This is a genomic window from Rhodococcus sp. IEGM 1354 (assembly GCF_030056855.1).
Classification (GTDB): Bacteria; Actinomycetota; Actinomycetes; order Mycobacteriales; family Mycobacteriaceae; genus Rhodococcoides.
This window is the reverse complement of sequence record NZ_JASHKT010000004.1, coordinates 66,492-81,031: the sequence shown is the minus strand read 5'-3', so window position 1 is coordinate 81,031 and position 14,540 is coordinate 66,492. Positions and strand designations below refer to the sequence as shown.

General features: G+C 62.8%; 12 protein-coding genes. 5 read left to right on the top strand and 7 right to left on the bottom strand.

The window, feature by feature from the left end:
* Positions 1–86: 86 nt before the first annotated feature.
* Positions 87–809: a MerR family transcriptional regulator gene (locus tag QM588_RS10160; protein WP_283312988.1), complete on the top strand. Its 723-nt coding sequence runs from the start codon at positions 87–89 to the stop codon at positions 807–809.
* 11 nt (positions 810–820) lie between these two features.
* Here QM588_RS10160 and QM588_RS10155 read toward each other — a convergent pair whose 3' ends face one another.
* The 4 genes from QM588_RS10155 to QM588_RS10140 form a co-directional block, all read right to left on the bottom strand.
* Positions 821–2,377, bottom strand: coding sequence for an alpha/beta hydrolase (locus QM588_RS10155; RefSeq protein WP_283312985.1), 1,557 nt, complete (start codon positions 2,375–2,377; stop codon positions 821–823).
* Between the two features lie 57 nt (positions 2,378–2,434).
* Positions 2,435–3,457, bottom strand: a complete 1,023-nt coding sequence (locus QM588_RS10150) for a DUF418 domain-containing protein (protein ID WP_283312983.1) — start codon at positions 3,455–3,457, stop codon at positions 2,435–2,437.
* A gap of 42 nt (positions 3,458–3,499) precedes the next feature.
* The gene (locus QM588_RS10145) at positions 3,500–4,393 is read right to left on the bottom strand and encodes an alpha/beta hydrolase family protein (RefSeq protein ID WP_283312982.1); all 894 of its coding nucleotides are present in this window, start codon (positions 4,391–4,393) and stop codon (positions 3,500–3,502) included.
* Between the two features lie 322 nt (positions 4,394–4,715).
* On the bottom strand, positions 4,716–6,491 hold the full coding sequence (locus QM588_RS10140) for an alpha/beta fold hydrolase (RefSeq protein WP_283312980.1): 1,776 nt from the start codon (positions 6,489–6,491) through the stop codon (positions 4,716–4,718).
* Between the two features lie 478 nt (positions 6,492–6,969).
* On the opposite strand from QM588_RS10140, the gene QM588_RS10135 reads away from it, so the two are divergent.
* Positions 6,970–7,182 carry a hypothetical protein gene (locus QM588_RS10135; RefSeq protein WP_283312978.1) on the top strand — a complete coding sequence of 71 codons (213 nt, stop codon included), beginning with the start codon at positions 6,970–6,972 and terminating at the stop codon, positions 7,180–7,182.
* Positions 7,183–7,205: 23 nt separating this feature from the next.
* On the opposite strand, the gene QM588_RS10130 is transcribed toward QM588_RS10135, so the two are convergent.
* Positions 7,206–8,438, bottom strand: coding sequence for an MFS transporter (locus QM588_RS10130; protein ID WP_283312977.1), 1,233 nt, complete (start codon positions 8,436–8,438; stop codon positions 7,206–7,208).
* Positions 8,439–8,532: 94 nt separating this feature from the next.
* Here QM588_RS10130 and QM588_RS10125 point away from each other — a divergent pair, with 94 nt between their 5' ends.
* Entirely contained in the window at positions 8,533–9,135 is a 603-nt protein-coding gene (locus QM588_RS10125; protein WP_283312974.1) for a TetR/AcrR family transcriptional regulator, read from the top strand.
* 49 nt (positions 9,136–9,184) lie between these two features.
* Here QM588_RS10125 and QM588_RS10120 read toward each other — a convergent pair whose 3' ends face one another.
* Positions 9,185–10,744, bottom strand: a complete 1,560-nt coding sequence (locus QM588_RS10120) for an alpha/beta hydrolase (protein WP_283312973.1) — start codon at positions 10,742–10,744, stop codon at positions 9,185–9,187.
* A gap of 976 nt (positions 10,745–11,720) precedes the next feature.
* Here QM588_RS10120 and QM588_RS10115 point away from each other — a divergent pair.
* Positions 11,721–12,104, top strand: coding sequence for a nuclear transport factor 2 family protein (locus QM588_RS10115; protein WP_336620064.1), 384 nt, complete (start codon positions 11,721–11,723; stop codon positions 12,102–12,104).
* A 497-nt stretch (positions 12,105–12,601) separates the two neighbouring features.
* Here the strand turns inward: QM588_RS10115 and QM588_RS10110 are convergent, their stop codons facing one another.
* Positions 12,602–13,552 carry a quinone oxidoreductase family protein gene (locus QM588_RS10110; protein ID WP_283312970.1) on the bottom strand — a complete coding sequence of 317 codons (951 nt, stop codon included), beginning with the start codon at positions 13,550–13,552 and terminating at the stop codon, positions 12,602–12,604.
* A gap of 90 nt (positions 13,553–13,642) precedes the next feature.
* Between QM588_RS10110 and QM588_RS10105 the strand changes: the two genes are divergently transcribed.
* Positions 13,643–14,197 (top strand): TetR/AcrR family transcriptional regulator, encoded by a 555-nt coding sequence (locus QM588_RS10105; protein ID WP_283312968.1) that lies wholly within the window; start codon positions 13,643–13,645, stop codon positions 14,195–14,197.
* The last annotated feature ends 343 nt before the right edge of the window (positions 14,198–14,540 follow it).

The following is a 14,540-nucleotide window of genomic DNA, read 5'->3' as shown; positions in this document are numbered from 1 at the left end:
GCGGCCTGGAGCGGCGTCGGCTGATATCGCTCTTGCCACATCGGCGTTATGGTTGGGGCTCCGATCGATTCGAGCGAGGGGTGCCCATGACGTGGAGCACCAGCGAGCTTGCAGAATTGGCGACGACCACCGTCAACACCGTCCGGCACTACCACCGGTGCGGCCTGCTCGACGAGCCACATCGTCGCTCCAACGGTTACAAGCAGTACGGCGTCACGCATCTGGTGCGTCTCCTGCAGATCAGGCGGCTACGCGACATCGGAGTTCCACTCGCGCAGATCGAGACCACCGGTTCGGGCGTCGGCACCTCGGCCGACGTGCTCACCGCCATCGACACGAATCTTGCCGACGTCATCGAGAGCAGCCTTCGCACTCGCGCCCAGATCGCATTGTTGCTCGAGCACGGATCGATCACCGAGGTCCCGGCCGGCCTCGAGCACACCGCACTGGGCATGACTCCTGCCGAGAGATCCATAGCTCTGGTCTACTCGCAGATATACGACCCCGAAGCGATGGACGATGTCCGAGACATCATCGAATCCGACGACGACGCGGCGACAATCGCGTTCGAAGCCTTGCCCGCCGACGCCGACGCCGACACGCGTACACGCCTCGCCGACGAGTTCGCGGACACCATCGCCAAAGCAATGGTCGAGTACCCGTGGATGAGCGAACCGAATTCCCGTCTGATGGGAAGCCCGGCGTTGGCGGGAGAGGCCATCGCCGAGACCATCCGAGAGTTCTACAACACTGCGCAACTCGACGTACTGCTTCGTGCCACCGTCATCGCTCGGCAGCGACACCGGTGACCGGTCTCCCGTCACAGGACGCAGCGTGAGTCGTCGGAGGGCGTCACGAGGTCGATAAGGTAGTCGGCAACGATGTCGTCTGTGCACGCGTTCCCCGCAACGATAGCTCCGTGCTGCTCGCCCTCGACGGTCAGAAGGCTGCCACCGAGTGCGTCCGCAAGGTTGACGGCACCTTGGTGCGGAGTCAACGCGTCACCGGTCACGGAGACCGTCAATGTGTCTGGCAGTCCTTCGATTTCGGTGGCATAGGGGTAGCCCAATGTGGGCTCGACGGGCCATACCTCGCACGTATCCCGCGCACTCTCGACCGATCGTCCCGAATCGACGAATGGACTCGCATCGAACACTGCGCGAATGAGTGCCGATTCCTCGGCTGGACTGTGGCGTTCCTCGTCGATGCAGTTGATGGCGCCGGTCGCTTCGAGTGTGTTCGCGTAGGTTCCGTTTGTGCTGTTGCGTCCCTGGTAGATGTCGTTGAGCGCAATCAGTGGGTCTCCTCGGCCGTCACGCAGTTGGGCAAGGCTCATGATGACGGGCTGCCACGCCTCCTGCGAATACAGGCCGAGGACGACGCCCCCGATTGCTTTGGTGAATGTCAGTTCACGACCGTCCGCCCCCGGCAGTGGTGCGTCGACCAGGGGCCGCACGAGGCTGTGGAAGACCTCGGTTGCCTGTGCCGGATCCGATCCCAGTGCGCAATCGGGTTGTGTGGCACAGAACTTTGCGAGCTCGTCGAACGCACGTTGCATACCGTCGGCTTGCTGAACGCGTCGCTCCTTCGTTCCGGCGAACGGATCCATCGCACCATCGAGAACGAGCGCCCTGACGTTCTCCGGGAACATCTCCGCGTACACCGCGCCCAGTCGGGTTCCGTAACTCGCACCCGCGTAGGTGAGCTCTTCGTCGCCCAGCGCGGCGCGCATGACGTCCATGTCGCGTGCCACATCACGTGTACCCAGGTGGGCCAATGCGTTCTCTCCCCCAGACCCTGCGGCGCAGTTCTCATAGAATTCGCGGGTCGAATTTTCGGACACCGCATGTGGCAGAACGCTGATCGCAGCACTGATCGCGTCGGCTTCGCGCTCGTCGTCGTCGAAGCAATTCACCGCAGGTGTCGATGCACCTACACCACGCGGATCGAACCCGACCAGGTCGAACCTGTCGGTGACGTCGCTCTGCGCCCACGCGCCCGCGGTGGTTGCCGCGAACTCGGTTCCCGAGAACCCGGGCCCACCTGGGTTCAGCACAATGGAACCGATCGGATCAGCCGAACGTGCGGGAATCCTGGACAGCGCAATCTCGGCCGTCTCCCCCGCTGGATTCATGTAGTCGAGTGGCACTTCCATGCGTGCGCACTGGTATTCCATTTGTGAGGCATCAGTTTCACCAGGCGGGAGGTTCGTGGCAGGCGGGGCACAATCCACGAAGTTCAACTGCTGGCTGTAGAACGTGTCGAGAGATCCGGCGTCGGGCTCGCCGTCCTCGGGTGCGGTGTTCTGGCTGCAGGACGCGAGCAACGCCATCACTGCCACAGCCGCGCCCGCTTTCAGTCCTAGGTGAGTACGCATACGCCCATTACGCACTATGTCGTCGGCACACAGTCAAGAACGATGGGGTCTCCGCAATCAGTTGGTCGCGGTGGCGTTCCGGCGAACGGGCTGCCGATGTCCCCATGTGCCCCACCGCCACAACCACTCGAGCGGTCCTTGCACGAAGTGCCGTAGCCACAACACGCTGGCAACCCATTGCGCGAGGAGTATCGCGCCTGCCGTACCCAACAGCGTTGTCCACGAGGAGCTGTCGGAGAAGTTCAACACCCACCCCGCCGCCAGCATCAACGGTGCGGCACCGACGTAATTGGTCAAGGCCATCCTGCCCAACGGGCCGAAGGCCGCTACCAGAATTCGAGACACACCGGTTGTCATCAGCAGGGCGAGCGACGACACGTACACCGCTGCGACAGCCAGACCCGCTGCAGCGGACTCCGTGCTGAAATTCGACATCTCGATCGTCCTGGTCTGCAGGAAGATCAGCGGGATCGCGGCAACTGCACCGACGATCAGCACGATCGTCGCACCACGGCGCGACCGACCGATGGCCGACACGACACCGTACCGGGTGAGGACAGCACCCAGAAGGAGCATCCCCGGAGTCAGGCTGATACCACCGCCCGTGAAGAGAAGGCTCCCCACGATGAGCGCCACCGCCGCAACCGCTGAGACCCGCCGCGACATCCACGTGCTCGGAAGCAAGATGGCAAGGCCGACCACCGCCAGCGGTAGCAACGCAGATCCGGGTTGGAGCACGTTGAACGGGATTCCGATGGCGAGCAGGAGCAGCAGTCGCCGGAGCAGGAGCAGCCGGGGACGTCTCACCCGGCGGGCAGCGGACTCGTAGAACATCGCAAATCCGATGCCGAAGAGTAGAGCGAAGATCGGGAAGAAGCGTTGTTGCACAAGAAGCTGCAACCAGCCTCCTGTGTTGTCGAGTGCCGCACGCTCGTAGAGGCCCGGTGCGGTACGGAAGCCGGTGAGTGGCCCGATGTTCACAAAGATGATGCCGCACAATGCAACACCACGAATGACATCGAGGGTAGCGATTCGGCCGACGCCGGTTCTCGAAACAGACTGCTGGGCAATGGATGTCACGTGCTCATCTTTCTCCTAAGTTCGACCGGGGCCGCCCGCACATCAACGGGCGGAAATCCATGATTCGAACGCATCGGTGAACTGCTGCGAGAAGGGCAACGGCTCTCCGTACTCGGCACCGGTCGACGGCTGGTCGCCTACGTCCTTGAGGACATGATTCGCCGTGTCGAGATGCGTTGTGCTCAGCTTCGTCTGCGCCAAGACGTCATTGAGACCGGCCACGTCGACGCATCGAACTTGCATGTCCTTGTCCGAACAGCTTGTGAATACTGCCATCGAGGATGGCAGGGACGCCGCCATGGCGATCGGATCGAGTTCATCCTGAGTGGCCAGCATGGTGGCGCCTGCCGGAACCATCCCTATCGAACGTAGCGGTTCCGGGAGATCGTTCGGAATTGTCCCCGAAGTGCGGATCTGGTCCACCGTGCGGTTCAAGGACGATACGAGGTCGACACCAGCCACCTCCACCATTCGTCCAGATTCCACGAGTCCGGCGACCTGACGCATCATGATGTCCAATGTTCGAGCCGTCTGTGGTTGCACCAGGCCCATCGATGTAATGGGCGGCACCTCGCCGGCCTTGTCGGTGGCCAGCGCCAACGCCACCAGGGCACCTTGACTGTGCCCGACCAGTCCGATTCCCGAATTCTCGATGTCCGGCCGATCGACGAGGAAGTTCGCCGCCGCCGCGGCCTCGTGCAGGTATACATCGTGCCCGAGTTCCGACGGGTCCGTCTCTGAGTCCAATTCCGTTGCACCGGTGCCGGATTTGTCGTACCTCAGGCTGGCAATGCCGCGGCGCGCCAACACGTCGGCCAAGTAGCTCAACGTGCCGATGGATCCTTCGACGTGGATGTTGTCGCCATTCCTGTCCGTCGGCCCGGAACCGGCGATCAGCAGTACGGCCGGAACAGCTATGCCGGTGTCGTCGGGCATTCGTAAGCTTCCATGAACCGTTTGCGCCCCGTTTTCGAACGCGACTTCGTGATCCTTGCCCACCGATTGTGGAGCTGGGCTCGCGCTCTTCGAGTCGGAAGTGGCACTGCCACAAGAGACTATGGCCAGAATGGACAGACCTGCCAGTATCGCCGTCGATGTCGTGAACTTCATGTGATTCTCTCCAAGGTTGCTCTGTCAGAGTCGAAGTCTGTGTCCTGCGCTCGCACGCGCTGTGGACCGAAACTAGTGCGTGTTCCGAGAACAGGTTCAAGCCCTGGTGTTTCGACCTATACGACCGGTTCACCGGGTACGCGGTGGCTCACCTGCCCGATTCCGCACGGATGGTCGGATCGGTGAACCTGGGTGCCGGGCCGGCATGGTCGGTGCTTCCCTCGATCGGCGTCCAGGACTCGTAGGTGAATCCCTCCAGGGGCATGGGCTTGGCATGTGCCACGATCGTCCGTGGTGGCCGATCGCCGCCGAGCAGGAAGTCGATCACCGGTCGATCGACTTCGTCTGTGCCATAGGGGAAGACACCGTGCACACTCTCGTTGTCGACCGCGATCAGGCTCGTATTGGGTAGCTCTGTGCCCGCCACGTGACCCGCTTCCCACGGCGTCATCGAATCGAGTTCACTCTGCAGAACGATGGTTTCCGGGAAGTCCTCGCTCAACGGAGGCATCGCCGAGTCCGTCGGCCAGAATGCACAGGCCTGCGGCCCGTCGAGCAGTCCACTCTGCGCCGAGAAGGGCGCAGCGAGCGCTGTTCGCTCGTTGAATTCGTTCCAGTATTCGTGGCCCTGAACCCACTGTCCGTCGGTGCATTTCGTGAAGTCGATGACCTCGTCGTAGGTACCGCGAATCAACCCACCGGAATTGTCTGCCGGTGCCGCGGACAGTGCCGCCAGGACTTCGTGGGCCGCCGTGCGTTGCTCCTCGGTGAGGGTGTCCATCGCGTCGACGATGCGGGTCGCGGAGGCAACAGGAGTCGTAGGGGGCACGGCACCTTCGCCCTCGGCGATGATGAGCGAAACGAGCTGTCCAGCAAACGGATAGACCACCGAGCTGGAGAACGCAACGTTGAGATTCGTCGACGCCCAGGCGTAACGCGCAGCGAGCGAGCGCTCCGGGCCACCGGTAGCCGCGAAGTAGCGATTCCAGATCACCTCGGGGTCACCACCGAGACCGTACGTGGCGTCGTTACGCGCAATCCAATTCATCATGTGCAGCCGGAACTGACGATCCCGGCCCTCGTGGGCCACGTCGTACAGACTTTGAATCGAGTCCTGCGTCGGATCCGTGGCCGAATCGAGAACCATGCGCTCGATGTTGTCCGAAAACAGGCTGCCGTACCAGGCACCGAGCCACGTGCCGTAGGAGTAACCCATATAGGTCACCGATTCGAGCCCGAGAAGGTGACGGATCAAATCCATGTCGAACGCGGTCTGTTCGGTGGTCATGGTCGCGACATCGGGATCGACCGAGCACGACTCGCCGATCGCACGCGTTTCGGCGACGGGTCCGTCGGCCGGATCGTGTTCGTACTCGCACTGCGCATGACTGGACTGGCCGAGGCCACGCTGATCGAAGCTCACGTAATTCGTGGTCTGCCGCAATTCCGGGGTGTACATCTGAACGGTCGAGCTGTAGGACAACCCCGACGCGTACGGTCCACCCGGGTGGGTGATCACCGTGGTGTGGTAGTCAGGATCGGTGGGATCGATGTTGCGTGCCTGGGAAATTCGTACATCCCACGTCTGCTGCGGATCAGGATCGTTCCAATCGCGCGGGACCTGGATAGTTGTGCACTCGACGTTGGATATGTCGGCACCCGGAATGGGCGGTCCGTCGTTGTTGAATTCGCATGCCTCCCAGCCGAGTTGCTGGTCGGCCAACGGCCCAGCGAGTGCGGCGACATCCGGTGTTCCATTACCGGATTCGTTGCCACTGGTGGTCGAATCGGGCAGTGGCGGCGACGCCATGGCAGCCATCACGACGACGCCGGTCAACCCGATGACACCGGCAGCGATCAAAGCCGGGAGCAAGTACTTACTCCCGCGCGTTGCTGTACCTGGCACCATCTCGTGCAACGGCACGTGAGCTCCTCGTCATCGATCATCGGTCGGTCCCGCTCTGGCGCACGGCACGGTGTGCGTGCGTTCTCATCTGCACGGCAAAGCTATTCCGTGTTCCCGCAACAGGGTCAACTGTCGGCGATGCGAGGGAGACAACGGGGCGCGGCTTTCGTCGTGCCGCTTCCGAAGCCCGACCCGATCTGCTTACTGTCGATCGATCGACACCAAAGCACGTTAGGGTCATGAGTAGGCGGTCGACTCATCGTCGATCGCGACGCCGCAGAACTCCACTGACCTGCTCGGGCGAAGGCGATGAGCCGAGCAAGGGTCGAGAAGGTCGAGTAAGCAATTGATCAGCACGCCTATTCACGACGAACTCCTAGAATCACTGGGCATCGAGACCGGCGATGTGAATCGCGCTGTCGAACCGTTCATCGATCCTGCACCCGGCGCAACGCCCAGGCGTCCCCGGGCGCGGCACCAGCGAGGCTGACGCCACATGCCCACGGCACGAGAAAAGCAAGACTCGGCTTTCGCCGCGTACCAGCTGGCCAAAGATCACGAGCACGCGCTGGCCGGCGAGCGCGGACAATCGGACCCCGATGTCCCCTTGATCGTCGACCACGACGACGTCGAGTTTCATGACGCGATCGAAGCAGAGGTTTCGGCGCAGGTGGCGCTCAGCGCCGCGCTGAGAGCCGTAGACGACTAGCCCTCGAGTTCGCGGCGAGTCGCCTACTGCCGTGCGCCTGGAGGAAGACCATGGCGGCGGGCAGCAACTGCGGCGAGCAAGGTGCAGGCGACCAGACCCAGGGTGACGAAGGGAAAAGATCCTGGTCCTGCGCCGCTCAGAAGTATTCCGCCCATGGCGCTTCCGAGGAAGATTGCCGCGTTCGCGACAGTCGTCAGTATCGAATTGGCAACATCGGCATCGGGACCGGATGCGTCCGCCAGTGCGGTCTGCAACAGCGGCGCAGCGCCACCGAACGACATGCCCCACAGAATTACCGCTGAGACGAACACCGCCGGATTGCTTCCCGCGAGAGCCAAAGCGGTGGCTCCCAGAGCGAACGCGATCAAGTAAATCAGCACGAGCCGTCGCAGAATGCGGTCCGCCAGCGCTCCCACAACGGCAATGCTGGCTATCGCAGCCACCCCGAACACCGCCAGCACCACATCGACTCTGAGCCCTACGTCCATATCGTCGATGATGGGTGCGATGTACGTGTAGAGCAGGTTGTGGGCGAGGAACCATCCGAGCACCACAGCGATGATCGGCGCGACACCGGAGAGCAGAAAGACGCGACTCAACGGCGTTTGCGCAGTGGAATTCTGTCCGTCGGAATCGGGAACTGATACGACCACCCACGCGATCAAACCGAGGGCGATCACAGACATCAGACCGAAGGTCCATCGCCACCCGATCAGCGTTCCGAGATACGTCGCAAGAGGCGTGCCGACGGCGAAAGCAACAGGCGTACCCGCCATCGCCACGGTCAGCGCCTTTCCTGCCAACGCGGGCGGCGCTATCTTCCGGGCGTACCCGGCGAGCATCCCCCAGACCACCCCGGAGAAAGCCCCCGCAACGAAACGCGCCAACAGTGCAATCTCGAACCCAGGCGCAAGTGCTGTGATCGTATTGGCCACCACGAACCCACCAACCGCGATGAGCAGAATCGGTTTGCGTCGCCAACCACGCGTGAATGTGATCGCAGGAATCGCGAACAGCACCGCTCCGAGTGCATACGCGCTGATCAACTGCCCTGCCGCGGCCTCCCCGACACCCAAACCCGCTGAGAGCTGAGGTAGAAGCCCGGCAGGAAGTGTCTCGGTCATGATGACGATGAATGCGGTCGCGGACATCGCCAGCAGCGCTGACCACGGAAGTCGCTCGGCGTTTCTACCCCCGGCCGGCGTCGGAGTTGTGGAGCTGGCGGTGCTGCCCTGAATGACTTCTGGATTGGTCATTCCGTAAGTCAACACCACCGACACTGCTGTTGCCAAATTATTGGATCGATTAGTCTGTAATTCACTACACACCGAATGACGGAAGGGGAACGCGATGAGCAGAACCGGGAGACCACGGCAGTTCGACGAGGACCGCGCTCTCGAAGCGGCCATGGTCCTCTTCTGGGAGAACGGCTACGAGGCAACGTCGTTGGCACAACTACGAAGCAGCATGGGGATGTCTTCGGCCAGCTTCTACGGTGCGTTCAAATCCAAGGAAGGGTTGTTCGCCGCCGTGGTCCAGCGGTACGTCGACAGCTACGGACGTGCGACCGCACCACTGGCAGACGAATCCTTGGACCCTCGAGACGCCCTGGAGAAGACGTTGCGCGGATCGGTGACCATGCAGACCGATTCGTCGCATCCCCTCGGATGCCTGGTCGGCCTCGGTGGAATCATCGACGGTCCCGACGCCGGAAGGCACTCTGCGCTGGCAGCCCGGAGGACGCTCGATCGCCGCAACATTGCCGCGCTGGTCGAACGTGCTGTCGATCAGGGTCAACTCGACCCGAGCATCCCGATCGACGCAACCGCGACACTGTTACACAGCTTCCTACTCGGATTGTCACCCCTCGCCAGAGACGGTGTGCCCGCCGATGAACTTCAGGCATCGGTCTCGGCAACGATGACGTTCTGGGATTCCATGTACCCGAGGTAAACGAACCACTTTCTGCCACAACATCTCCGGTCGCGGACCTCACCGACGATCAGGGTGTGGGAGCCGAGGCGAGGTCGCACCGTGCGTCGGGTGTGGGCGATTCGAGGTTCACCAGATACGCCGCGACGATCCGGTCGACGCACGCATTGCCCGCGAGGGAGGCACCGTGCTGTTCACCTTCGACCCTGAGCAGGCTGCCGCCGAGCGCCTCGGCGAGGGCGATGCCGCCGGCGTGCGGAGTGATGCCGTCGCCGGTCACCGAGACCACGAGAGTGTCGGCCAGGCCGTCGACCTCGTCGGCCAGGAGCGGGTTGAGCGTGGGATCCACCGGCCAGTTCTCGCAGCCGTTGCGCGAGTTCTCGACCGCAGTGCCGGGGTCGATGAACGGCGCGGCGTCGAACACGGCCCGCTTGAGAGCCGTCTCCTGGTCCGGGGTGTGGCGATCTTCGTCGAGGGAATTGATCGCGAGCAGCGACTCGAGATCGTTCGACGAGGTGCCGTCTGCAGCACGGCCCTGTAGCGCATCCCGCAGTGCCAGCAGCGGAGCACCGTTGCCGGCCTTCAGTTCGCTGATTCCCTCGAGCACGATGGGCCATGCTGCATCGCTGTAGAGCCCCACGATCACGCCGGAGAGGGCACCGATGAACGTCAGGTCGCGGCTGTTGGTGGCGGGAGCTGGGGACTCGACGAGCGGCTGTACGAGGTTCTGAAACTCGGTCGTGGCGGCGGCCGGATCGGTTCCGAGCGGGCAATCGGCCTGCGTCGCACAGAAGTTCGCCATCTGGTCGAACGAGCGCCCGATGCCCTCGAACTGCTGCACGCGCAGATCGTGTGTGCTCATGCCGGGGTCGAGCGCGCCGTCGAGCACAAGGGCACGCACGTTCTCGGGGAACATCTCGGCGTACACGGCCCCCAAACGCGTACCGTAGCTGAGTCCGGCGAAGCTGAGCTGCTCGTCGCCGAGCGCCTCGCGCAGCACGTCCATGTCGCGAGCGACGTCGCGCGTGCCGACGGCGGCGAGCACATGCTCTCCGCCCGAGCGGTCCGCGCACTGCTCCGCAAGGTCGCGGGTCTCGTTTTCCGTCCAGTCCTCTGCGCCGGAATCGTAGGAGGTGAACTTGGCGTCGGCATCGCGCTCGGCGTCGGTGTAGCAGTCGATGGCGGGCGTCGATGCGCCGACACCACGCGGGTCGAATCCGACGATGTCGAATTTCTCGGTGACCGGGCTGTTCGCCCAGGCCAGCGCGAGGATTGGCGCGAACGCTACTCCGGACATGCCGGGGCCGCCGGGGTTGACCACAACTGAACCGGTCACGTCGTCGCCGCGCGCAGTTACTCGCAGGACAGCGATCCGAGCGGTGTCGCCGCTTGGGTTTGCGTAGTCGAGGGGCACCTCGAGTGTTGCGCATTCTGCCGCCACGTCGGGCGGCGGAAGGCCGGGTGCCTGCGCGGGTGCCTCACACGCGGTGAACTCGAGCGTTTGGCCGTAGAACTGACCGAGCAAGGCGTCGCTTTCGGGTGATGCCGCGTCGATGGCGACACATCCGCTCAGCACGAGCAGAACGCTCGCGCAAGCGGCGAGCATGAGTGGAACAGCGCGGAGGCGCATGATGTCTCCTTGGTACGTGCGATGGTTGTCGTGGACCGTCAGAACGAGTGTTCCCGGGACACGGTCAACCTTGGCGTCGAAAATGCCGACTCAACCAAAGCGATGCCAGTGCCATGGACCCGCGTTGAACGATCTTTCACACAGAACCACTGCAGAGTTCGTTGTGCATGGGCAAATTCAGCACTATGTCGTTGGGACACAGTCAAGAACAGGGCGAGTCTTCTGCTCGGACATTGTGTCCGGCGTGCACTTGTGGGCACCGGACGCCGAGCGGTTCAGAAGCCATGCCTCTAACCCTCCCCCTCGCAATCGATCTAGTGGAGTGCACCGATGGGAACCAACAAATCGGCGTCGGTGTCGGTCCGACCTCGACGACATTGAAAGCACAGAACCGAATGCTCTGATTTAGTTGCGGGCAATTGCTTTTTGGGACTGGACGGGTCTGCGGTCGCCCTCGTGCTGCGAAAGGTTGTCCGTCAGCTACTCCTGGCGTACTGTCCGTGCCACCCGTATCGACGTTGTGGCCGAGAAGCATCCCTGCGTGTCTACCGGCGGCGCGTTGTGACGTAGCACGCTCGATGTCGCCATAACCGAGGCGAACGCACCGCCGCCGCCGAAGGGCCAATACTTTAATACTTTTGCGCCACAATAACTTTCGCTGATCGATGGAAGTCGTATCGCCACCCTCAATGTGATTCTAGGTGTCGCATTGCGTGGCATCATCTTGTCAACATCGGACCCCTGACCGGATGTCGAACCAAGTTACGGCGGCCACGATCGTCGGGGCATTCCTGATCGGTGACATGGGCACGCCTGATCGGGTCCGCGCGGCCACGGCTTCTCAACCGACTGCGAAGGCCCTGACACGAGTGCTCTGGTCTGCGATTACGCCTTGCGTCACACCAAGAAGTGACGCAACGCCTTGCCCATCCGCCCACAACAGTCCAACGATGCGTCCCACCGACCGTAAGGAATCATGATGACAGTCCCCAGTTCCGTTACTCGTCTAGAAGCCGCAATCAACTCGCATAACGCGGAGGACGTCGCCGCATGCTTCTCGCTCGACTACGTCTCTGAGGTTCCGCACCATCCGATGCGGAACTTTGTAGGCCGCGAGACCGTGGAGCGCAACTGGATCAGGATTCTGGCTCGCACACCCAACCTCCGCGCCCGCCTGCTCCGGAGCGCGATCAACGGAGTCGATGTCTGGTCGGAGTGGGAGATGGAAGGGTCGACCGCAGACGGCTCTCCTGCCGTCATCGCCGGGCCAGTCATCTGGCGCACAGATACAGATGGTCTCGTCTCGTGGGCGCGTTTCTACCTCGATCCCGTCACCAGCAACCCGCCTCTTCTTCCGTAAATCGGTCGCCGTTCGATGTCATGCTCGCGGCGGCTTGGCCTGGATTCAGTGATGGCCTGATTCACTGGCGTAGGATTTGGGTTTCAGATGGGTAATGACGTGGCGGGTCTCCCGATCTCGATTGTCGGATTGTCCCACTGGGCCTTTGGTGTCGTGGACGCGCAAAGGTTGTGTCGACTAGACCAGGACATGAGCATTTGGTCCGAACGTGAACTCGAACAACGCCATTTATGCCGTCTCCCACTGCCACTTTTTCGGTAGATACATGGCGAGTGTGCGCGCCGCGCACGCGATCGCGGCGAGACCGAAATCGACGTCTGCCGAGTGGTGCCGGTCGTTGATTTCGCCAGAGCACTCCCTGTCAGTGTCGTGGCAGCGCGGGTGAGATCTGAAGGCAAGATCGCGCAGACCAGCCAGGCTGCGTTGACGCAGGAATGTCCCAACGGCATGTGTGCGAGCGAGGAGCTCTTGCCCGGCTAGATCTACGCTCGGCGAGATCAGCGTGGCGTGACCACCAGTCGGCCGATGGTGTTGCCGGACTCGAACAGGCGATGTGCGTCTGCGACTTGGTCCATCGCAAAGGTCGCGGCGACATGGGGCTTGACGATGCCGTCGGTGAGCAGCTGCGAAGCCTGAGCGATAGCTCTGGGGGCGGGCTGGCCTACGAAGCCGCGGACGCGACGTCGGCCGGTCGGGAACGAGGCCAACACCGCGCCGAGCGCGGACGGCGACCGGAGCGCTGCGGTCGTCACCATCCGTCCGTTCGGGTTCAGCCGTTTCCGCCACGCGAGCAGGTCGACACCGGTCGTATCGAAGATGCCATCGGCGCGCGGGATATCTCCGGGGCCGGTTCGGTGGAAGTCCAGGACCTGATCGGCCCCGAGGCCCATGACGAAGTCGGCCGTAGCGTCGGTCGCAATACCAATGACCCGCGCACCGTTATGCGCAGCCAGTTGAACCATGGCCGAGCCCATTCCTCCTGCGGCACCGCGAACAACGACAGTGTCTCCTGGTGCCACGGGAACATGTTCCATGGCAGTCCAAGCGATGGTCGCAGGCACCAGCGCAGACACCGCTTGTTCCGAGGTAATACCGGTTGGAGCTGGCGCCACGGCCTGGCAAGGGAGCAGCGCGTAGTCCGCGAGCATTCCCACAGGGAGCGAGAACGCGTTACCCAGAACTCCCCAGACTCGATCGCCTGGCGAATAGCTCGTGACCTCTCCCCCGACGGCATCGACAACACCAACGAGATCGATGCCCGTGCCGTACGGCGCTTTGGTCCGGGTGAGGCGCTTGTATCCACCCGCTCGTGCAAGGACGTCGACGTGGTTGATGCTCGTCGCCTCGACGCGGACACGGATCTGCTTGTTGCCGACAGCCGGTACGTCCGCTGTGACCGCGCTGAGGACGTCCGGGGGTCCATAGGCCTTGAACTGAATTGCTCTCATGGCACTTCCTCGCTACCGTTATACGGAGCACCTGCTCCATGTGTCATGTCTAACACAAGTGGATCAACTACTCCAATTAGGGAGAAATTCGTGCGTGCCGACGCCCAGCGCAACCGCGAGCGCATCATCGACGCAGCCTCGAGTCTGTTCGACGAGATCGGAACATCGGTCTCGCTCAACGACATCGCGGCGCGCGCCGACGTGGGCATCGCCACCCTTCTGCGACGGTTTGTCGACAAGCAAGCCATCATCGATGCGGTGTTCACCCGCGACCTCGACCTGTGGCTCGCCAGCGCAGGCGAGGCAAGCCATTCAGACAGCCCAGGGGCAGCGTTCCTGGACCTGACTCGCGCCCTGCTCACCAATCAGGCCCGCCACCCGCACTGCGCAGACCTCGTGGTCCACGCCTTCTTACGCTCCGAGGAATTCGCCGAGCAACGCGAGACGTTCCGCACCGACGTGCAAGCGCTCGTACGCAGAGGTGTTTTGGATGGCGAGATCCGCCCCGGCACCACGTGGAGCGACTTGGTACTGCTCATGGAATCTGCTGGGGCACTGGCGTTGCTCGACCCGCACCAGGCCGAGGAAAAGATTCTCCACCTGCTGGAGCACTTCGAGCGCTCGTTCAAAGTTTCTGGGAACTGACCGAGCACCGCTCCATCCATGCCCAACACGCACACTCCACCACCGGGCTTTGCGCGGTGCCGAGCCGCAAAGCTTGGCGAGCACAGCGCCGCCCAGCGGGTCCAGGTCTTTACCCCCTGGGCGGACGCTCTGCCTGGTGGTGGCCGCGGCGGTCTGGCCCGTCGGGGTCTCCACGATGAACAGCCAGGCGCAGACGGCGTACTACTCGATTGAACGACCGCGTAGCTTGACAATTCCCCGGCTGCCCCGTCACCGCGGTCCGGCCGCGGTTGGGTTGGTCGCCCAGGTCTCAGCGGTCGGCGAACGACCTGGTCTGCGACGCATCATCCCCGCCGGTTGGAGA